This window comes from Donghicola tyrosinivorans (assembly GCF_003003355.1).
GTDB classification, from domain to species: Bacteria; Pseudomonadota; Alphaproteobacteria; order Rhodobacterales; family Rhodobacteraceae; genus Donghicola; species Donghicola tyrosinivorans.
Genome location: NZ_PVTQ01000018.1, coordinates 43,161 through 63,904 on the forward strand (window position 1 = coordinate 43,161; position 20,744 = coordinate 63,904).

Consider the following 20,744-nt stretch of genomic DNA (forward strand, 5'->3'; position numbering starts at 1 on the left):
GCACCATGTCTGCGGTCATTCCCCTGCCCCACTCTGCCTTGATCCTGTCCGATGCGAACCATGCCGCGCCGATGGATGTTGATGTGCGGCATGCGTGGGAACGCCTGCCCGTGGAAGACCGCCCGTTTTGACACCGCTCTGATATGGTCCGAAATCAAGGATGCAGCGCCAGCTTCGCAACTGGATCACACCATGGTTTGACCGCGGCCAAGGCGCGTGCTGCGCCAGCCATGCACAGCGCTATTTTCAAATGTGGAGATTGCCGAGACCCCCGCAACGTATTTGCTTGCGTGTTCACCGGCACCCTGCCCTGATCATCTACTGACAAACTTGTGTAGCCCCTGCGCGGGAAAACGGGCGTACCCTGACCATGGTCAATTTCCATGCTATTGGAGGAATCCATGGAACAAACGTCCCAGCGCCGTTTGACGGCGAAAGATTTTAGTCCCGAACTGCTCGAACTTTATGACTTTTACGCCCACGGCATGATTACCAAACGCGAGTTTCTGGACCGCGCCGGAAAGTTCGCCATCGGCGGTTTGGCGGCCACAACCATTCTTGGGTTGATGAAGCCGAACTATGCGCTGGCCGAACAGGTCAGCTTTAACGATCCTGACATCAAGGCCGAATGGATCACCTATCCGTCCCCAAACGGACACGGCGAGATCCGTGGTTATCTGGTGCGTCCAAGCGGACTGGAAAAGGCTCCGGCCGTCGTGGTCGTCCATGAGAACCGCGGTCTAAACCCCTACATTCAGGACGTGGCGCGGCGGGTTGCGAAAGCAGGTTTCATTGCGCTGGCCCCTGACGGGCTAACCCCGATGGGTGGCTATCCTGGCAATGACGACGAAGGGCGCGAGCTGCAAAAGCAGGTAGATGGCACCAAGCTGATGAATGATTTCTTCGCCGCGATCGAGTTTCTGATGGCCCATGAAGATGTCACCGGAAAGGTCGGGATCACGGGCTTTTGCTACGGTGGCGGCGTCGCCAATGCAGCAGCGGTGGCGTATCCCGAACTGGGCGCGGCAGTGCCGTTCTACGGGCGTCAGCCCGACGCGGCGGATGTGCCTTTGATCAACGCGCCGATCCTGTTGCATTACGGCGGTTTGGATGAGCGGGTGAACGCGGGCTGGCCCGCCTATAAAGCCGCGCTGGATGAAAACGCCAAGACTTATGAAGCCTACATCTATGAGGGCGCGAACCACGGGTTTCACAACGATTCAACTCCGCGCCATGATCCAGAAGATGCCGAACTGGCATGGTCGCGCACGATAGATTGGTTCAAACGTAACCTTGTTTAATCCGACACTGACCCTGCCGGATCAGGTTCGGCGGGGTTCTTCTTTGACGAAGTACAGGTGAAGTTGACCGTGGTCTATCAGAGTTATTTCAAGCCTGAATGAAACTGCTCCGTTACTGAAAATAAGGCATGACGCGTTTAGCTTGAAGATTACAAGGTGTGACGAAGATAGCGATCCGGATTTGCAATCTCTGCGCATTTCTCAGTAATCGTATCCAGTCTCACCAGCATTCCTAAGATACCCGCTTTTTGTAAACCACTTGCCAAGGTTTCTTTGGTTACTCCCAGCATATGACCAAGAGATCTGATGATCGTTATTGCGGCGTCCTGTGTCTGAGGTTCTTCAGGGAAGAAGGCACTGACAGATTTTAGATCGCTCCAGCGTTTGACTTCTGAGCGCGATTTTTTTTGAGTATCTGATTTTAATGGTTCTATGTGCCGGACGTTTTGTCCGTCTGTGGCGGTCGTTTTGTTTGTGTTTGACCGCGGGCAGGGGGTTGGTTTTGGGGTGCTTTCGACGGCGGTAGGTTGCTCTGCGGGTTGATCATCGGGGGCCACAAGGCCCTGCATCCAATTCAGCAGCGCACGGATTTCAGTGACAGAGGTGGTCGCACGGCGCAGGATGTTGCGCACGCCCAACAGCCGTTCGGTGACATGTGTTGGCAGTGACAGGTCTCCACACAAGCCAAGCAGTTTGCCGATGCGGGCCTTCAGACCGCGCAGCTCTTGCTGTTCGGCTTCGCGCTTTTCGGCCAGTTCAACGATCTCTTCGGCACGAGAGAGCAGGGGGCTCAGATCAATCCCATAGGCACCGATCACGTGGCCACCTTCTTTGATCGGGAAGCGTTTGCCGTTGTTGCTGTCGCGGCGGGTGATCAGGCCAAGGCTTTCCAGCTTGTCGAAATGGCGGCGTAACTGGCGATCGGTCAGGCCTTTGGAGCGTTCGCAGAGTCGGTCGTTTGAGGCGTAGACCGTCAGCAAGGTTAGGGGTGTGATGGGGCGTTCCGATTGGGTTTGCGGATCGCGGCAGGCCAGAAAGCTAAACAGCGCATCCAGAACGACCAGATTGCTGGACCGCAGACCAAGGTCTTTGGCCGCCGTATTGACCGCTGCCAAAAGGGCGCGGCGGGTGATCGGTTTGAAGAAGGGTTGCGCGGCAATCGCCCCCATTCCTGCGAAGGGCAGGGCGCACGCCTGCTTTGCCCCGACGCGAACGGTCGTGGATGTGTGATTCATATCAATTTCAGCGGACAATAAGTGTTTGACCACCCAAAAGGTGTTGCGCTGATTCGAATGTTGGGCTACGAATTAGGTGCTAATCAAGTTCGGAGCCCCTCGTTTGCTTAACCGCTTTCGGGGGGTTTCTTCTTATATGGCCTTCTGCTCCTCTGCTCTGTTTTCGTTCGTTGTTGGATAAATTGACCAGTGGTCAAAATAGGTCCGTTTTGCTACCTAAATTGACCGCCGGTCAATCTGGTCACTTCTTCTGCCCGCGAAACTCGGCTAGCAAAGCATCCATCCGTTCGTCCAGAAATTCGGTAAAGCCATCGGTGTCATTTCCTTTGACTTTGATTAACAAACGGGAAGGGCTGCGTTCGATACGCAGGCTGCCGGATGCAACACTGCGCTTGGCGGCTTCGGGCTTGGCGGGTTGTTCGCTGGTGGTCAGTTGCTTGACCAGTGCGGTCAGGCGATCTTTGGAGGGCAGCGACATGTTGATCTGCTTCAGGACCTTTGCGGTGTCCTGACCCGCGTTGATCAATTCGCGCAACTGCAACCAAGGGCGGCGACCGGCGTCATGGGCGGGGCCGATGGCGCGGATGATCTCATCAGGGATCACACGAACCACGCCGAGCATCCGGCTGACGGTGGTCTCATCCACAGCCAGAACATCCATCACCTCATCGCGGGACAGATCATGTTCGATCAGGCTGTAGGCATAGACCGCCTGTTCGATGTAGCTGCGTTGCAGGCGGGCGGCGTTCTCAAGCCCCTGCGAGACCAGCGCATCGTGGTCCGACATATCGGTGATATGGGCGCGGACGGGGATGCCGATCTGGCGGCAGGCCTCGATCCGGCGGCGACCAAAGACCACCTCATAGGGACGATCCGCGCCTTTGGTGCGGCGCAGCAGAACGGGCAGCTTTTGGCCCGACCGTTCGATTGATGTTTTCAGATCTTCCAGACCGTCGCTAACGCTGAAGCGGTCCTTGATGATGCTGTCCTGAATAAGGGCGGTATCCACGTCTTGCGGTGCGCCAGAACTTAGATGCTCTAGACCCTTTTGGACGGCCATAACGCCAGAGGTCTTGCGCGGGGCAGGGGCGGTCTCTTCGCCCGCCGATTTACCTTCCTTAACCCGCTTGAGGCTGCTGGCCAGTAGATCTTTCCTCATGCCGAACGTCCCCAGCTGGCCTGAATGATCTGCTCCATCTCATCAGTGATCTCATGGACCGACTGGATGGCGCGTTCATAGGTCTTGCGGTTTTTGACTTCGGTCAGGTCCACTTCCAGCACCGTCTGCTGAGAGATGCCCGCCTCACTGACGGCCGAGGATTTCAGGAAGGCCGATTTCATCACGGCATCGCCGAACAGTTCGCGGATAAAGCCCGCCAGGTCCACTTGGGTCGCGACGTTTGTGTCGAAGCGGCTCAGCAGGAAGCGGAAGTTATCAAACAGGCCGATGCCTGCGTTTTCGTGCAGCACTTCGGTCAGGCTGGCCGCCATGTTCAGGAATTGCGCGGCTGATGCCATATCGACCCGCTCGGGGATCAGGGTCATCATGATATTCTGCGCCGCGCAGATCGCCGAGAGGGTAACGTAGCCAAGCTGCGGCGGGCAGTCCATGATCACCAGATCATAGTCATTCTCTACCGCCTTCAGGGCATCGCGGATTTTGTTGAAGAACACCGGCAGTTCGCCACGGCTCAGGGCCGAGGGGGTCTCATGTTCGAACTCGGCCACCTGAATGCCGCCCGGCACCAGATCAAGGTTCGGGAAATAGGTGGTCTTGATGATGTCGGTGATCGGAACGGGGCCTTCGCCGCTTTCCTTATCCTTGTAGCGGATCACATCATAGAGCGAGCCGGAGTCGAAGAAATCGATCTCGGGCTGGTAACCGAAGAAGGTGGTGATCGAGGCCTGCGGGTCGCAATCCATCACCAGCACCTTATAGCCCTTCAGCGCCAGTGCGTGGGCCACGTGAATACCGGTCGAGGTTTTACCCGACCCGCCCTTAAAGTTCACAAAGGCCCAGACCTGTAGCGCGTCCTTTTCCAGATCGCGGCGTCCGGGCATGAACTGTTCGGGCTTTTTGGCGGTCTCTGCCAGAACCTGACGGATCTCTTGGATCTGTTCGGCGGTGTAGCGGCGGCGGTTACCGGGGCCCATCTCGACATCGGGGATGCGGCCTTCGTGATGGGCCTTGCGCAGATAGCCGTCGGCGACCCCAAGATAATAGCTGGCCTCACCGGCGCTAAAGCTGCGCAGGCTTTTGACGTCATGGGGTGCGAATGAGCTTTCGGACATCGCCTTCAGCGCTGTGGTCAGATCGCCTGCGAAGCCTTGCAAGTGCTTATGAAGTAGATTGGACACGGGTATGCCTGTAAACTGCTGGGGACTAAGGAACGCTTTCGTCCCGTTTTTTGTCTTCTTAGCGTTCAGTTTATGCCTTCAGGCTGGGAAGCTGGCAAGAATTCTTTCAGGGGATAAAGACGCTCAGGGGGCTGTTTTGCCGGTCAAAGCGTTCTTAATCCTAAGGTGACGGATGAATTTCGATCCGTAAGTGTTTGTTATTTATGAATAACGTATGTGGCAACCGGTCCGCAACGCCCGTTTTTCAACAAAAACCGTGATTTTCGTGTTCGGAACGCCTGATAGTCCTTAATGACGCATTTCCCCCGAATTTTGCGCCGCTGACCGAATCTGACGCGACTCGGGGCACGGCGGTAGGGCAGGGACCTTTTGCATGGTGCCTTACATGGTCTCGGGCAGACCAAACGGCCCGCCGATGGCCCTGTATGCACGTCAAAGGTGTAAGGAATACCTGCCTTGGCACATGAAAATTCCCGCCCATACTTTCAGCTTTCAAGGGTGGTACGAATGATGAGAGCCGAAGTTTCCATACGATCGCCAGAAAGCGATCCGAGGCGCCAGAGGGCGGCGGCGATCCGTGCCCTGCTGCAAGTGCCGCCGCTGTATAAGGTGGTGACCTTCGGTCAGGACCCCAGCGATGACGACCGGACGCGGCGACTGAAAACCATGGCGGTGATCGTCGCGGTGGTGATGACGCTCTTTTCCGCCTCGATGCTGTTTGTGCCGGAACGCTCGCTTTTCCTGCGCCGGCTGGATGTGCTGATCGTGGCGGCAGAGGTAAACGGCTTGTTCTGGTACTGGCGCATCCGCACGGCGCCTTCGCTGTTCTACTTGGTGGTGCCGCCCTATTTCGCCTTCATGGCGTTTTCCGCATTGATCAATGGCACGACCGAGGGCGATCACTTTGCCATCATGCTGATCCCGACAGCCGCAGTGGTCATTCTGGGGCCGGATCGCGCTTTGGGCTGGTTGGCTGCGGCGTTGGCAACGCTGTTTGCGGTCTATAGTCTGGACCCGTACCTGCCCCATTGGACGTTTGAAAGCGTGCGCAGCGTCGGGCATCCGGACGGCTCGCTGTTCCATTCGGCCTACAAACAGCATCCGACCTTTTTGGAAATGGAAACAACGATCTACGCGACGATCTTGTTCTTCTTCATCACCCGCTCGGCCTACATCCAGTTGACCCGCATGGGAGAGCAAATCAAGGCCGAGAAAGCCAAGGTCGACCAACTGATGGACGCGGTCTATCCGGCCTCGGTCAGTGAACGCTTGAAGGTTACGGACGGTCAGATCATCGCAGATGACATCCCAGAGGCCTCCGTTCTTTATGCGGACCTTGAGGGCTTTTCGCGGTTCACCAAGCAAAACGATCCTCAAGATGTGGTGGCCTTTCTGGACGCAATGTTCGGTCGCTTCGACATGCTGGCCGAGCATCACGGTGTCGAAAAGATCAAAACCATTGGCGATGGCTATCTGGCGGCCTCGGGAGTGCTGGCCGAGGATACCTCGGACGCCGCTGATCTGTGTGCCTTGGGGCTGGATATGATCCATGCGGTGCAGGTGCTGTCCAAGGTGCATGGTGTCTCGATCGGGGTGCGGATCGGGATTCATACGGGGCCGGTGATGGCTGGCGTTATGGGCCGCAAGCGTCCTCACTTCGACATCTGGGGCGGCACGGTGAATATGGCGCACCGGCTGCAAGCCACGGCGCCGCGCAACACGATCCAGATTTCAGAGGAAACCTGCGGACGCGTGGCGGGAGTTTTCGATTTCAAACATCGGGGCGATGTGCGGATGAAAGGGCTGGGATTTGTGCCGTGCTGGACGCTTAAGCCCACCCTCTTAAAGGCCGCCGCATGATGGCGTGGGTGGCCCCGCTGATCGCCTTGCAGGTCAAACATGTGCTGTTCGATTTCTGTTGTCAGACCGGCTGGATCCTAGAGGGAAAGGCCCGATACGGCGCTGCGGGCGGCGTCTTGCACGCGGGCCTACATGGCGCGGGAAGTTTTCTGGTTCTGCTTTTTGTGGCGGCCCTGCCGGTCGCGCTGGTCCTGTCCTTGCTTGAGGCCGTTGCCCACTATCACATCGATTGGCTGAAAGCGCGGGTGGGCGACAAGGCAGACACAGGGTCACCACGGTATTGGTGCCTGTTCGGGCTGGACCAGTTGCTGCACCAACTGACGATGATCACCGTGCTGGCCATCGCGCTAACTCTTTGAAGGGGAGGAAAAGACAATGATCATGTTCGATTTCGGCCCCTCGATCTTTGCGCAAGGGGCGCTGCTGTTCTACGTGATCGGCCTTTTGATGCGCGACGGGCTAAAGCTGCGGCTGTTCCTGCTGGCGGGCACCAGTTGCTATCTGGCCTATTACTACACCATCGCAGACCAGCCGCTTTGGGATGCGATCATTTCAAGCTCGGCCATCGGGATCGCCAATCTTTACGCGATCTTCAGCATTTTGCTGGAGCGTACAACCTTCACCATGTCCCATGAGGACAAAGAGCTATACGCCCATTTCCCCACCATGACCCCCGGCCAGTTCCGCCGGATCATGCGGTTTGCCCATCATGTGGATGTCACCCGCACCCAGAAACTGACCTGTGAGGGGCACCCGCCGCAGGCGCTGTATTTTGTCTCGCACGGGCCTATGACGCTTGAGCGTGATGACCGCTCGGTCGCTTTATCCGGTGGGCAGTTCATCGGTGAGGTGTCCTTTATTGGCGGTCGCGACACCCCCGCCAGCGCCACCGTCAGCGTGTCGAAAGGGGCAAGGTTTGTCTCATGGGACCGGCGCAAGCTGGATCGGGAATTGGAAAAGTCCAAGCCCATCGCCAACGCCTTTAGCGCCCTGTTCAACCGAGACCTCAGCGCGAAGGTCACCCAAAGCTGGCCAGGGGCCTATGCGCCGAAATAGACCGGTGCGTCCCCTTCGTGCCACTGGGCGAATTTCGGCATGGCACGGGCAAAGCGGGGGCTCTCCAGAAAGCGGTTCAGCCAAGCGATCAGATCGGGCCAAGGCTGCGCGTCGAACCAAGCGCGGTCGATATGGGCGAACTGGCGCACAAAGGGCGCAATCGCAAGATCGGCAAGGGTCTCTCGGTCGCCCATCAGCCAATCCTGCCCGTTTAGGCGCTGGTCCAGATCGCGCAGATAGCTTGATGCCGTGGCGCGCTGCGCCTCCGGGTCACTGTCGGGATAGCGGGTGACGTATTTCGTCCGGTCCAGCGCCGTTTTGAACGGCCCGTCATTGGCGGTGATCAGATCCCATCCCGCTTGGGACATTTTCAGCAGGTTTTCTGGATCGTTATGGCGCAAAGCCCAGACCATGATGTCGAGACTTTCGTCAATTATCACATCCCCCGCCTTCATGGTCGGCACCGTCCCCGTGGGCGAAGTCGCTAGAAAAGCCTGCGGCTTGTCCCGCAGCACCACTTCGCGCAGTTCAACCGTGAGCCCCGCACTCAGCACCCCCAACCGCGCTCGCATCGCATAGGGGCATCGGCGAAAACTGTAGAGGATCGGGGGCAGGTTGGACATGGGGTCGTTCTTGATGGGATGAAGTGGTATACGCCAACATCAATTCCCGCACCCTCCGGGTCAACCCACCTGCAAGTTTGGCATAGTAGGGGCTACCCCAGCAGCCGGTTTAACAAGCCCTCTAGGGGCGCAGCTGCCCATGCGAATGCTTTGCCTATTTCGCCGACCTTCTTTGCGATATTTAGGGCATCCTTTTGGCTGAGGTCATTTTTCTCCAAAGCGTCCTTGATGGGTTCAAGCTCTGCTATGGCGTTTTGCAAGTCATTGATTGACTTGCCATTTGCGAGTTGGGCGGCCTTTAGGTCTTTCAAGGTTTGCAGCCAAAGTGTGCCTTCATTCTTGTGGTCTGAGGCAACTGTTGCTGTAGCAGTATTGTTGTTGCCCTGAACAATATTGCCGCTGGCGAAATGTCCGCCGTTTAGGTTTATATTGAGATTTCCTTTGCTTGTCATTATGCGCTACCCATTCTGGAATCTACAGAGTTGGACTGGCCCTGAATAATGTTGCCGAATGATGCGCGACCGTTTCCTGCAACAGTAATGTTCATGATCTGAGCGCTTTGCTGCTTGAGGTAGGAGATATCCACACCATTTTCTTCTAATAAGCTTACGAGCTCCTTAAACGTCGTCCGTTGTATGATCCGAAGTCTGGCAGTGGCGTCAATTCTCTCAAAGTCACTATTGTAAATTTCTAAGATAGAATTCCGAACTATTGTCCGTCCGCGCAGCTTTGGAATAATCCAGAACCATATTGTGAGTGGACTTAAGGACACGGTTACGAACTTCTTGGTGTTGCTTTCGTAACCCCCCGCAACGACCCACCAACTGAATGACTGCACTTTGCCGATTGCCTCAGTTCTCAGGACAAGCGAGTATCGCGTTCCTCGTGAGGTTCTGAAAATCTCGGATGCGCAAAAATGTCTGGATTCGTGATTGATGAGCTTCCTGTCACGGTCATTGAAGTCCAGCGCTTTGAAGTCAACGTCTTTTGTGATGCCCTTAAATGCGCGGTCAACGTTCTGAAGGAAGGTGAGAGAAAGCGGCTTGTCGCATGTGAAGTCGTGCTCAAAAGACCAAATACGGCTTCCAAAGCGGTTGAACATTCCGAAGCGTTTGAAGGTCTGGGCCGTGTCGCCTTGGCTTCGCATCCTTTCTGTTCGAATGATGCTGATTGTGATGATCATGCAGATGCCGCAGGCGAAAAGAAACCCGAGTGTATAGATAACGACACCTGAATCGGAGCAGCTCCAACATTCATCGTAAAGGAACATGTAGATAAAGGTGGTTATGACTAGGTAGGATATAGTGATCAGCAGGAATGGAATTATGTGAACTCTATTTTTTAGGTTGAAATTTTGTCCTTGCATTGAATCTCCAATCATCGAGCGTCTGTTGAAATTAATTAAATAGTGGCTGATAGGTGATATGTGGGGCTTTTAAAGTGAAATATAACTTTGCATCAATATAGGAAACAATGCCTTTAAGAGTAAGAATTTTTATGCGACTTGAACTAAGTCATTCCGCGAGAACATCAATTTTGTGAATATGTTGAAGGATGCACACGTATAGCGTGCTAATTAAAGGCTTTTGTGGTGCGCAAGCCGCCGGAAACAAATGTCCAGATTTTTTCCTTTCAGAGCTGCCGCGCCGCCTGAGACCACTAGTTTGCCCGCTCTCATGGGGCCTCATTCTTGCGTCAGTCTCCGCTATGGGATTGGATGACCCGCATTCAGCAAATCCAATTTTCGTAAAGTTTGAACATGGACGATACCCTCCGCGACCAGATTACCGCTGCCATAGCCGCATTGATCCGCGACGTGATGCCAGACGCCAGCTTTCATGAGAAATACGGCGGCATCGTCGCCCGCCGGCCGCACGACAAGCCCACCACGCAGGTCTGCGGCTATTATGTCTACCAACAGCATGTGGCGTTGGTGTTTACGCAAGGCGCGCGGCTGGATGATCCGGAGCATCTTCTGGAAGGTAGCGGCAAGCTGCGCCGTCAAATCCGTCTAGAAAGCTGCGAAGACATCGAAACCAAGCGCTGCCGCGCATTCCTTGAGCAGGCCTATGGTCTGTGAGCGGATGTTTCTAGGCAAAATTTGTGGCTTAGTTTTGCTTGGGCTGCGCTGCTGAAGGCCAAGTCCGTTTTCGAAAGACGCTTTCATGTAGCGCAGCACCCACTATGACCAGCTTGGCAGGGCCGCGTGGCGCGAGCGGTGGGACGCACGCGCTCGCTTCACTGAAAAATCATGGCGATTTCGTCTTCGCTCAGCAGCTTCCACTGACCGGGTGCCAAGCTATCGGGCAGGGACAGGCCGCCCATACATTCGCGGTGCAGGTCCTCGACGTGGTTGCCCGTGGCTGCAAACATGCGGCGCACCTGATGATATCGGCCTTCGGTTACAGAAAGCAGGGCTTCGGTTTCCGAGATGATCACCAGTTCGGCAGGCGCCAGCGGCTTCTCTTCACCCTCAAGCATCAAACGGCCCGAAGCAAACAACGCGCCTTCGCTTCCATCGAGAGGGCGGGCCAATTTGGCACGATAGGTCTTCTTGACGTGACGCTTTGGGCTAATGATCCGGTGAAGCAGGGCACCGTCATCGGTCAGCAACAAAAGGCCTGATGTCTGCTTGTCCAAGCGACCAATGGTCGAGATCGCCGGATTACGCCGTCTCCATCGCGCGGGCAGCAAGTCATAGACGAGTTTTCCCACTTCCTTGTGCGAACAGGTCACTTCCAAGGGCTTGTTCATAAGAATGACCATGCCCGGGATGGGATCGAGCATATCGCCGTCAACCATCATTCGCTTTGGCAGATCCGGCGTGACAGGGATACGTATGCTGACATCTAGAAGCGGGGCAGCGTCCAAAGTTATGCCACCCGCCATTGCCAACCGCGCCATTTCCTTTCGCGATCCATAGCCCATTGAAGAGAGCAGTTTGTCGACGCGAGAGGTTGGGGTCTTCGGCATAGTTCGTCGTTCCTTATGTTCCTCGCATGCGCGGGGATGAACCGCTGGCCGTGCGGAGCGCGGACCCGCTTTTCCCTGCATGCACCGGGGTGAACTGACAAACAAGGATGCTTTGAAAGGGATGCGGCCCGGCTCATGATTTTAGCCCATGAGGGAAAAACGGTACAAGGTGGGATGGGCGTGTCCGCCTTTTGTGTTGCGTAACCTATCTGCTATCTCGGAAACATGCTGGACATCGGTTGAACAGAACTTGGACGAGATCGGACATTCTGTGACCTTTGTCCAAGGACCGGCTTGCCTTGGGACGGCAACATCCGGTTGATGCCGCTTTCAAATGCGGGGAGCGGTTTCATGTCGGTTGGCAACGCATCTCTGCGCAGCCTACCGATCTATGGCCCTCCGAGACATGAGATAGACCCGATTACGCCAAAATCATCTCACTAAGCCTCTGACAGAAAAAGGTTATCTGGAGTTTCCTGTGAGCAAGCAGTTTGCGGCAGGATCGTCTGGCGATAGGGCGAGCCGCGTCTCTGATACACTAATATATTAATGTATTGACTCACCAAAGGTATGATGTATGACCTTTAGGAGGGAGAGAGACATGACTGCATTGCAACCTTTTGGCGAAACTGCCGAAGCGCTGAAATTTGATGTTCTCACGGATACTCGTGCAGAGTTGGCCGAGTCCCCCACGTGGGACGAGCGGCGGCAGTGTCTGTTTTGGTGCGATATTCCCAAAGGGCTGATCTGGTCGTTTCATCCGGAAACGGGGCGGGTCCGCGACTACCAGTTGCCGGGCCGCGTCGGCAGTCTGGGCCTATGTGAAAGTGGCCGACTGATTGTTGCGTGCGAGCGGGACGTCCTGTTGCTGGACCCTGATACTGGCGAAATCACCTACGTGCTCACGGTCCAAGAGGACTTTGAAGGTCGCCTGAACGACGGGCGCGTCGGGCCGGACGGCGCTTATTGGGTGGGTAGCGTTTCTGATGCACCCTTGGCAGAGATGCAGCCGGTGGCGTCCCTCTGGCGGATCACCCGTACCACCGCGAAACGGGTACAGACGGGGATTAAATGCTCGAACGGGTTGGCCTTTGGTCCCGACGGTAACGCGTTGATCCATAGCGATTCCGTTGCAGCTTGGGTGCGGCATCACCGCTTTGATCCGGCCACGGGCGCTGTGTATGATGGCCGGATTATCTGCACCCCGGACGAAGGCGCAGGCAGGCCCGACGGGGCCGCGATGGATGTGGATGGCGTCTATTGGAGCGCGGGTGTTTCCGCTGGATGCCTGAATGCCTTTGACACTGACGGGCGGCTTTTGGGGCGGGTGCCGACGCCTGTGCCGCATCCCACGATGCCCTGTTTCGGCGGGCCGGACTTCATGACGCTGTTCCTGACCAGCCACTGCACAAGCATGACCCCCGACGACCTATCCAACGCGCCGCTTTCTGGCCGGCTTTTGGCAGCCCGTGTCCAGCGTCCGGGCTTTGCTGCGCCCCGTTTCAAGGATCTGACATCATGATAAGAGACAAGTTTCCAGACACCGGACGTTTTCCGCGACCGGTCCGATCGCTGCACGCCGAGGTGGTCGAGGAAATTGCCCGCTGGCTGATCGTTGGCGATTTCACCGAAGGCGACGTGCTGCCCAACGAACAAGAGGTCGGCCAGGCCCTTGGCGTGAGCCGGACCGTCGTCCGCGAGGCCGTTCGGACGCTTGTGGCCAAGGGCATGCTTCAGGTGCGCCGCCGCACCGGCACCGTCGTTTTGAGCGAAGATGAATGGAATATCTTCGACACCGAGGTTCTGGCGTGGCGGTTCCGCTACGGAGTCAGCAATGATTTCCTGGAAGAGCTGTTCAAATTCCGCGCGGGCACCGAAACCATCGCCGCTGAGCTATGCGCGACCAATCCCGATTTCGATGTGGCCGAACTGCGGGACTGCTGCGACGCGATGGAGCGCGCGCTGGACGGGCAGGGGGACTGGTTCGAGGCCGACTTGCGCTTTCACCGGCTGCTGCTGACGGGGGCAGGGAACCGCTTTCTGGCCCATATCGTGCCGATGCTGGAGAACCTCTTTGACGCTTTGCTGTCGCCCGATGTGCTGATCGAAGAGAACATGCGCCGCACCTTGCCGCGTCACCGCGCTGTGGTGGACGCTATCGCCAGCGGCAACACCACACAGGTCCGCGAGGCCATGTTGCTGCTGGTCTCCGAAGCGCGCGAGGACACCTTGCGCCGGATCGGTGACGCAGGAGGCGCGGAATGAGCGTTTCTCGTCTCTGTACCCGCCTGATCGAGGCGCTGATCGTGTTCCTGCTGGTGTTCATGGTGGTGATCGTTTTCGCCAATGTGGTGCTGCGGTACGGGTTCAACTCAGGCATCCATCTGTCGGATGAACTGTCGCGCTATGCCTTTGTATGGCTGACCTTTCTGGGAGCGATCGTGACTTTTCGCGAGAACGCCCATGTGAATATTGAAACCCTTGTCTCCCGTTTCGGGCGGCGCGGGCGGCTGGTCTGCATGGGGCTGACCCAAGGGGTCGTCATGATCTGCGCTGCGGCCATGGTCATGGGCACCCTGCGCCTGCACCCACTGAACGCCACCATGAAGGCCACCGTCAGCGGCATTCCCATGAGCTGGGTGTCCGATGTGCTGGGTGTCTGCGGCGCGGGCATCTTCCTGATCGCCGCCGTTCGTCTGGTTGCGATCCTGACCGGCCGCATCAGCCAGTCCGAACTTGACGCCTTCGCAGGCCAAAACCTGTCGGAGGACCACCAGTGACCATCCTTGTTTTCCTTGGCACTCTGGCCGGAACAATGGCCATCGGCGTGCCGGTTGCCTTTGCGCTGATTTTCTGCGGGATGGCTTTGATGCTCTTTATGGGGGTCGGCGATCCCCAGATCATCGCAGCCAAGATGGTGGCTGGAGCGGACAGCTTTACCCTGCTTGCTGTACCGTTTTTCCTGCTGGCCGGAGAGTTGATGAACGCAGGCGGTCTAAGCCGCCGGATCGTGAACTTTGCCGTGGTGGGCGTGGGCCACATGCGCGGCGGTCTGGGGATTGTGACGATCTTTGCCGCGATCATTATGGCATCGCTGTCCGGCTCGCCCTCGGCGGATACGGCTGCGCTGGCCTCGATCCTGATCCCGATGATGCGCAATGCGGGCTACAACGTGCCGCGGGCTGCGGGCCTGATGGCCGCTGGCGGGATCATTGCGCCGGTCATTCCGCCCTCGATCGCGTTCATCATCTTTGGCGTTGCGGCGAATGTGTCGATCACGGGTCTGTTCATGGCTGGGATCGTGCCGGGTCTGCTGATGGCTGTCGCCCTGACAGTGGCCTGGTTGATCGTGTCGAAGAAAGAACAGGTCGAACTGCTGCCGCGCCAGCCTTGGTCCGTCAAACTGGCAGAGGCCCGCAAGGCCGGTTGGGCCCTGTTTATGCCAGTGATCGTGATCGGCGGCATCCGTTTCGGCATCTTCACCCCGACCGAGGCTGCCATTGCAGCCGCTGTCTATGCCTTGTTTGTGGGCACGGTGGTTTACCGCGAGCTGGACTGGCGCGAGCTTTACGGCGTCTTCCTGCAAGCGGGCAAGACGACCTCGGTCGTGCTGTTCCTGATCGCCTCTGCGATGGTGTCGGCCTATCTTATAACGCTGGCCAATATTCCGGCAGAACTGTCCACCTATATCGAGCCCTTCCTTGATCGCCCCAAGCTGCTGATGCTGATCATCATGCTGTTGGTGCTGGTCATGGGCACCGCACTGGATCTGTCGGCCTCGGTTCTGATCCTGACGCCGGTTGTGATGCCGATCATCAAACAGGCCGGCATCGACCCTATCTACTTTGGTGTGATGTTCATCATGAACGCCTGCATCGGGATGATCACCCCGCCCGTAGGGATCGTGCTGAACGTGGTGTCCGGCGTGGCCCGCGTGCCAATGGGGCAAGTCATTCGGGGTGTCTCGCCGTTCCTGATCGCGCAGATCGCCCTGCTTTTCATTCTCATCGCCTTTCCGGAACTGGTGCTTGTGCCGCTTGCGGTCCTGCGATGAGCCGCTTCAGACAAAAGGGAGGAAACCTGTAATGAAGTTTACCGTAACCGCCAGTATTCTGGCACTTTCCATAGTGGCAGGTGCGGCCACGGCCCAGATCGGTGAGATCAACATCAAGATGTCCAATGGCCTGAACGCCGAGCACCCCATCGGCGTTGGGACAGAGGCCATGAACGCCTGCCTTGCCGCTGGCTCTGAGGGCAAGGTGCAGGTCACGCCCTACTGGTCACACGCTCTTGGTAGCGAGGCCGAGGCCGTGCAGTCGCTGCGTGCCGGTCTGCAAGAAATGATGATCGAGCCCCCTTCGGCCCATTTCGGGATCGAACCGGCGCTGGGTGTGTTCGATCTACCGTTCCTGTTTGATGGCGAAACCGCAGTAGACGGGGCGCTCGATGGCGCGTTCGGTGACCACATCGCCGCCAAGATGGAGCCCCATGGGCTGGTCGTTCTGGGGTTCTGGGAACACGGGTTTCGCCATGTGACCAACTCTCGGGCACCCATTGAGACGGCAGACGATCTGAAGGGACTGCGTATCCGAGTGATGCAGAACAAGATCTTCCTCGATACCTTTGACCGGTTGGGAGCCAATGCAATCCCCATGGCATGGGGCGAGCTGTTCGCCGCGCTGGAAACCAAAGCTGTCGATGCCGAGGAAAACCCGATTGCCGTGATCGACGCGGCCAAGTTCTTTGAGGTGCAGGATTATCTGTCCCTGACCGGCCACGTCTATGCGCCGCTAATGGTCAGTTATTCCAAGGTTCTTTGGGACAAACTGTCGGCGGATGAGCAGACCCTGATCCGGTCTTGCGTTGCTGCGGGTCGTGATGCCGAACGCGCAGAAATGCGCAGCCGCAACTCCGCCACCCTACAAAAGCTGCGCGACGCGGGCATGCAGGTGAACGAACTGACCCCAGAGGCTCTGTCTGCCATGCGCGAGGCTACCGCTCCGGTTTATGAGGCGAACCGCGACACGATCGGGCAAGACACCATTGATGCCCTGAACGCCGCACTGGGGCGCTAATCCGCTCCGAGCCGAACCTGATCGGGGCGCGCGCAACTGCGCCCCGTGTCATTGTGCCCTCATTAATCCAGCTCCCTGCATGGACTGAGGTGAGCTGACAAACAAGGATGCTGCGAAAGGGCTGCGGATCGGCTCGCGATTTTAGCCCGTGAGGCAAAAACGGTACAACGGTACAAGGTGGTACAGACGCGTACCGCTTCTTGTGCCGCGTAACCTGTTGCCCCGAAAGGAAAAATCGAAAGCGGTGCAGCGGTACAGGTTTTTCCGGAAATATGTGTGAGTGCGTGTGCGCACGAATATCTCCTCCTAAAAATAAAGATATGTTGGACATTATCTATTAAATTATTGATTTATATATATTATCTTTCTCTATCCTTGGAAACATACCGGACATCGGTTGGACAGAACTTGGACGAGATCGGACATTCTGTGACATCTGTCCAAAGACCGGCTTGCTATGGGACGGCAACATCCGGTTGATGCCGCTTTCAAAAGCGGGGAGCGGTTCCATGTCGGTTGGCAACACAGCTCTGCGCAGCCTACCGATCTATGGCACTCCGAGACATGCGATAGACGCGATCACGGGGACCGAAACTCAGCCGGTTTTGGAGGCTCCCGTCTTTCGCCCGGATCAAGATGCTTTGGCTATCCAAGAATTTTGCCATCTCGACGGCGCTGCCGTTGCTCACTTCATTTAATGCGTCTTTCGTGTAGTCATATTCATCATTTGTGTACCAGCCCTACTTCACGGATTGGCCCATTCCTCTGATGGCCCGTCCGCATCGCATTCCGGTTCCAGCTTGCTCCGCTCTGTTATGGCATTGAGGACATCGAGCCAGTTCTTGCAGGGGCGGGTGGCACCTTCGATGCGTGCGGGCGGTGCGTGGCGTTCGACGGTGGGAAGAATGCGCCTCAGCTGCGCGTGCAGAGCCTCACCAGCGCGGTCGTTGTCAAAGCCCGAACATACCTGACGACCTATCGCCAAGGTTTTCAGGGCTTGCTCGGTTCTCTGACTGAAGCCGCCGCCGGTGCTGACGTAGATCGTGTCATGCCGCGCCTCTAGTTCGGCGAGGGCCAAGGCATCCAAGCCGTCCTCAAACACCACCATCCGCGTTGCGGTTTTGGGGTTGCCAAGAACCGAGACGGTCTTCACCCCGCCTTTGACAAAGCGGGCGGTGTTGCGGGTGCCGTGTTTTTCCCACGCCTGCTCAAAACCCAAGATATCGCCGGTCTCGGGATGCCTGTGTGCAAAGTAGATGCCGCCGTAAATGTCCGCGCGGACGTTGTTGCGGAACCGCTGCAGGGTTGCAATTGCAATGCCTCGGTCTTCCGCATAGGTGCGGCGATCCTCGATATAGGGGGCCTCTTCCCAGCGCCTGCGGGCTTGGGTGTGATCCCGTGGCTCCTCATAGGACCCGTCGCGGGCTGGCATGGGCGCTGGCCCCTGAGGCCCCATGATCTGGCGGAATGCCTTGCGGGCATCACCCAGTGTACTGCCGGGGTTGTCTGCCTGCCACAGATCAATCACCGAGCCGGCTTCCCCCGTCTTGTTGTTCGTCCAGACCCAGTGGGGGCCTTTGCGGGTTGCCTTGATGGTCTCGGGTCCCCGCGTATAGGCGCGCAGCTTTTGCCCGTTGGGGTCATTGTGCCCGTCTTTGTGGCGCGGCGCGAAGGTCCAGCCGCAAAGACGGGCGATCGCATCGATGGATACTTCCTTCATGCGGGCCAACTCGGTCTCGTCATGATCACGGAATGTCCGCGCGATCCGTCGTCCCTTGGCAGAGCCTGCCAGTCTTTCGGCGTCTCTCGGAGGAAGTGCGCTTGTGCTGTCACGCTCATTGCGTAGAGCCGCGGTGATCCGGCGCTTTTCATCCAGCGCAACGCGCTTTACGGCCCGTGAGACAGGGTCTTTGTCGGGCTTCAGGGCGTCTAGAACGTCTTCCACCTCTTTGAGGTTCGCGGCCTTCTCAGCGCCTCGCGCAGCCCGTGCCTGAGCGCTCTTAGCGCGCGCTGCATCATGGTCTGCGACAGCTTCCAGCGCCGCGACTTGAACCCCTTCGGCGATGTCCTCGATGCTGGTTTCCTGCGCCTTCAGACGCGCAAGGATGGCATCACACTCGGCTTGCAGGTCTTCGGGAATGCCAAAGACTGGAAGTCCGGCCTGTGCCGCCTCAAGTGATGCGGCGCGGACAAAATTCGGTGGGCCTCTGAACCGTACAGAAGACCAGCCCTTGGCCTTTGCCATCGCGATCATGATGGCCCGCGCTTCTTTGGTATCGCCAGAGGTTGTGACCTTCTCGCCATGATCCAAAATGGTTGTCGTGTCCCGCAGGGTGATCCGAGGGGGCACTTCGGCAAAGCCGACGAACTTGATCGCCTCTGCAACAAGGGGATCAACGTGGATCCCGCAATAGATGCGGCGCAGGAGCGTCAGCTTGAACGAGGAGGCAGAGGTGTATTTGTGATCCTTCTCCGTGATGAGGCCGGACATGCCCGCGATGGGAGAAGGCGGCGCGGGCAGCGGGGCCTCCTGCACTTGGGGCGGCGCCTTATAAGGGCCAAAGCGCTTTTGCAGCTTCGAGATCGAGAACTTTGCCCCGATGGCCGAGGCTTTCAGATGCTCTCCGCTGCCCAAAAGTAAAACCCGCGCGCCCGAGCCGTGCTTGTCATAGCGCAGACCCATTGCCAGAAGCGCATCGTGGAGGCTTTGCCAATCCGGACTTGTCGTCACAGCCGCGGCAAAGCGATCCCGCAGAGCATCTGTCAGGGAATGCTCGAAGGTCTCAAAGCCGGTGGATTTCTCATACTTGCGATCACCGCTGGTTTTGGGGCGTTTGCCTTTTGCCCGTGCCGCTTTCTTACGCTCATAGGCCTCAGGGGATGGTTTCAGGCGCACTGATCCGTCGGGGGCAATGTCAAAGTCAAACTGGCCGCGATCATGGCTCCACCCCTGCAGAACCTCGATCTCGCGGCAGGCCTTTTCGACCCGCATATGGTCGTTGGATTTGGACCAGACCTTTCCAATGGTGGGATGAACCGTGTTTACAATGATATGGAAATGCGCCTGCGCCTTGTCCCGATGCAGGGCAATGACGGCCTGATGGTCCTCAAGCCCTAGAGCCTTGATCAGATGGGTGGCCGCCGCCATCTGCTGCGCGTCTGTGGGCTGCTCCTGTGCGTGCCAGCTGGCGGCCAAATGGTAGTAGGGCTTTTGCACGCGGCTGTTCAGTTCCGAGACAAGCCGCATCTCTGTGGCGGCCCCGCGCCAATCGGTGGCGGCAAGGTTGCGGGTCTCCACATGGGCAGCCTTTTGCCAGATATAACGGACCCCGGGCAGGAAAGCCTCTGCCGTGCCACCTGACCCCTTTTCACCGGGCTTTCTGATGATCTCGACAATCATGACAGCGCTTTTCCCAGCCGCTTGATCAACGCCCCATGGAGTGCTTGGGTGGTTTCAAAAACCTCCATGTCCGATTGCGAGAGTTGCGCGACGCGCCCTGTGTTGATGGCACGGGCGATCTGGTTGAGGTTGGACCCTTGCTTTGACAACTCGGCAAAGAGCTTGAGTTGATCCCCCCTTTCGCGGCGCTTGATGGCGACGTTGCCCAAGACGAAGGCTTCAAGATAGTCCTTCGGGGTTTCATAGCCTGCCGCCGCAGCACGTTGCGCGAAGGCTGCGTGCTGTGCCTCGGTGACACGTTTCTGAACGATTCTGGCGGCGCGCCGCCGTTCTGATCTGGGCTTTTTATCCCCTGCTTTTGCCATCTTCTCTGTATCCTTCATGACCGGAGGACCCGCCTTTCTCGGGCCGCTCCCTTCTGTCTTCTTCTTCCCTACGGCCCATCTCCGCCGCCCGCCGAGGCCATCAGGCCGAGAAGGGCAGGCGCTTCACCTCGCAAAAGGGCGTGCCACTAGGAGTGCGATAGGTTGGGGGCCCCTCGCAAATGCCGTTCAGGGCCATAACGCTGTAGGTTATGGCTACGGCAAGGCCGGTCAGGCAGACCCCCAACGCGCCACTCAAGAGGGCCGCGCGCCAGATGGCGCGTTTACTGATCGCATCCGCTCGGCTCTGGATTGCAGCTTCGGAGATCGCAGCGATCTTCTCGGCGCTTTCCGAGATGGCCTCAGCCACAGCCCTGCGGGCCTGCGTGTCAGCAAGTGCCGATGATTTCCTCAAGGTCTGCTCGAACTTACTGAATTCGCTGCTAACCTCTTTGACAACGTAGTCGCCTGCGTACTCGAAAGTCTGGGAGTATTTGTCGA

General features: G+C 57.6%; 21 protein-coding genes. 12 read left to right on the plus strand and 9 right to left on the minus strand.

The genetic code is table 11. The features are described from left to right. Positions 1-5: 5 nt before the first annotated feature. Together CLV74_RS23410 and yghX are read left to right on the plus strand one after the other, a co-directional pair. A complete protein-coding gene (locus CLV74_RS23410; protein ID WP_281260669.1) occupies positions 6-131 on the plus strand; it encodes a hypothetical protein in 126 nt (41 codons plus the stop codon). 270 nt (positions 132-401) lie between these two features. After that, complete coding sequence (gene yghX / locus CLV74_RS18845; RefSeq protein ID WP_106267897.1) at positions 402-1,301, plus strand: YghX family hydrolase; 900 nt, start codon at positions 402-404, stop codon at positions 1,299-1,301. Positions 1,302-1,450: 149 nt separating this feature from the next. On the opposite strand, the gene CLV74_RS18850 is transcribed toward yghX, so the two are convergent. The 3 genes from CLV74_RS18850 to repA all read right to left on the minus strand — a co-directional run bounded on the left by CLV74_RS18850 (position 1,451) and on the right by repA (position 4,894). Then, entirely contained in the window at positions 1,451-2,536 is a 1,086-nt protein-coding gene (locus CLV74_RS18850) for a helix-turn-helix domain-containing protein (RefSeq protein ID WP_106267900.1), read from the minus strand. 241 nt (positions 2,537-2,777) lie between these two features. After that, entirely contained in the window at positions 2,778-3,695 is a 918-nt protein-coding gene (repB, locus tag CLV74_RS18855) for a plasmid partitioning protein RepB (RefSeq protein WP_106267902.1), read from the minus strand. Next, a complete protein-coding gene (gene repA, locus CLV74_RS18860) occupies positions 3,692-4,894 on the minus strand; it encodes a plasmid partitioning protein RepA (protein ID WP_245888612.1) in 1,203 nt (400 codons plus the stop codon). Before repA ends, repB begins: the two co-directional genes overlap by 4 nt. A 507-nt stretch (positions 4,895-5,401) precedes the next feature. Here repA and CLV74_RS18865 point away from each other — a divergent pair. The 3 genes from CLV74_RS18865 to CLV74_RS18875 are packed head-to-tail and all read left to right on the plus strand — an operon-like array spanning position 5,402 to position 7,810. Beyond that, entirely contained in the window at positions 5,402-6,754 is a 1,353-nt protein-coding gene (locus tag CLV74_RS18865) for an adenylate/guanylate cyclase domain-containing protein (RefSeq protein WP_106267906.1), read from the plus strand. Further along, positions 6,751-7,113, plus strand: coding sequence for a DUF3307 domain-containing protein (locus tag CLV74_RS18870; protein WP_106267909.1), 363 nt, complete (start codon positions 6,751-6,753; stop codon positions 7,111-7,113). Before CLV74_RS18865 ends, CLV74_RS18870 begins: the two co-directional genes overlap by 4 nt. A gap of 16 nt (positions 7,114-7,129) precedes the next feature. Next, a complete protein-coding gene (locus tag CLV74_RS18875) occupies positions 7,130-7,810 on the plus strand; it encodes a cyclic nucleotide-binding domain-containing protein (protein ID WP_106267911.1) in 681 nt (226 codons plus the stop codon). On the opposite strand, the gene CLV74_RS18880 is transcribed toward CLV74_RS18875, so the two are convergent. Together CLV74_RS18880 and CLV74_RS18885 are read right to left on the minus strand one after the other, a co-directional pair. After that, on the minus strand, positions 7,795-8,424 hold the full coding sequence (locus tag CLV74_RS18880; protein WP_106267944.1) for a glutathione S-transferase: 630 nt from the start codon (positions 8,422-8,424) through the stop codon (positions 7,795-7,797). The two genes, CLV74_RS18875 and CLV74_RS18880, sit on opposite strands and share 16 nt — an antisense overlap. Positions 8,425-8,525: 101 nt before the next feature. Then, a complete protein-coding gene (locus CLV74_RS18885) occupies positions 8,526-8,885 on the minus strand; it encodes a hypothetical protein (RefSeq protein ID WP_106267913.1) in 360 nt (119 codons plus the stop codon). Between the two features lie 464 nt (positions 8,886-9,349). On the opposite strand from CLV74_RS18885, the gene CLV74_RS22615 reads away from it, so the two are divergent. Together CLV74_RS22615 and CLV74_RS18895 are read left to right on the plus strand one after the other, a co-directional pair. Beyond that, a complete protein-coding gene (locus CLV74_RS22615) occupies positions 9,350-9,667 on the plus strand; it encodes a hypothetical protein (protein WP_146134984.1) in 318 nt (105 codons plus the stop codon). Positions 9,668-10,192: 525 nt separating this feature from the next. Beyond that, positions 10,193-10,513, plus strand: a complete 321-nt coding sequence (locus tag CLV74_RS18895) for a DUF1801 domain-containing protein (protein ID WP_106267917.1) — start codon at positions 10,193-10,195, stop codon at positions 10,511-10,513. A gap of 158 nt (positions 10,514-10,671) precedes the next feature. On the opposite strand, the gene CLV74_RS18900 is transcribed toward CLV74_RS18895, so the two are convergent. Further along, positions 10,672-11,406 carry a 16S rRNA pseudouridine(516) synthase gene (locus CLV74_RS18900; protein WP_106267919.1) on the minus strand — a complete coding sequence of 245 codons (735 nt, stop codon included), beginning with the start codon at positions 11,404-11,406 and terminating at the stop codon, positions 10,672-10,674. 601 nt (positions 11,407-12,007) lie between these two features. On the opposite strand from CLV74_RS18900, the gene CLV74_RS18905 reads away from it, so the two are divergent. The 5 genes from CLV74_RS18905 to CLV74_RS18925 are packed head-to-tail and all read left to right on the plus strand — an operon-like array spanning position 12,008 to position 16,481. Further along, complete coding sequence (locus tag CLV74_RS18905; protein WP_106267921.1) at positions 12,008-12,928, plus strand: SMP-30/gluconolactonase/LRE family protein; 921 nt, start codon at positions 12,008-12,010, stop codon at positions 12,926-12,928. Continuing rightward, complete coding sequence (locus CLV74_RS18910) at positions 12,925-13,671, plus strand: FadR/GntR family transcriptional regulator (protein WP_106267923.1); 747 nt, start codon at positions 12,925-12,927, stop codon at positions 13,669-13,671. Before CLV74_RS18905 ends, CLV74_RS18910 begins: the two co-directional genes overlap by 4 nt. Next, a complete protein-coding gene (locus CLV74_RS18915) occupies positions 13,668-14,186 on the plus strand; it encodes a TRAP transporter small permease (RefSeq protein WP_106267926.1) in 519 nt (172 codons plus the stop codon). The genes CLV74_RS18910 and CLV74_RS18915 overlap by 4 nt, the downstream gene beginning before the upstream one ends. Beyond that, on the plus strand, positions 14,183-15,460 hold the full coding sequence (locus CLV74_RS18920; RefSeq protein WP_106267928.1) for a TRAP transporter large permease: 1,278 nt from the start codon (positions 14,183-14,185) through the stop codon (positions 15,458-15,460). The genes CLV74_RS18915 and CLV74_RS18920 overlap by 4 nt, the downstream gene beginning before the upstream one ends. A gap of 31 nt (positions 15,461-15,491) precedes the next feature. Further along, on the plus strand, positions 15,492-16,481 hold the full coding sequence (locus CLV74_RS18925) for a DctP family TRAP transporter solute-binding subunit (protein ID WP_106267930.1): 990 nt from the start codon (positions 15,492-15,494) through the stop codon (positions 16,479-16,481). A gap of 745 nt (positions 16,482-17,226) precedes the next feature. Here CLV74_RS18925 and CLV74_RS18935 read toward each other — a convergent pair. From CLV74_RS18935 to CLV74_RS22910, 3 genes are all read right to left on the minus strand, one after another. Next, complete coding sequence (locus tag CLV74_RS18935; protein WP_106267934.1) at positions 17,227-19,881, minus strand: relaxase/mobilization nuclease domain-containing protein; 2,655 nt, start codon at positions 19,879-19,881, stop codon at positions 17,227-17,229. Next, complete coding sequence (locus CLV74_RS18940) at positions 19,878-20,246, minus strand: plasmid mobilization protein (protein WP_170108107.1); 369 nt, start codon at positions 20,244-20,246, stop codon at positions 19,878-19,880. The genes CLV74_RS18935 and CLV74_RS18940 overlap by 4 nt, the downstream gene beginning before the upstream one ends. A 100-nt stretch (positions 20,247-20,346) precedes the next feature. Then, on the minus strand, positions 20,347-20,744 hold a 398-nt coding region (locus CLV74_RS22910; protein WP_211299082.1), incomplete at its 5' end, for a hypothetical protein.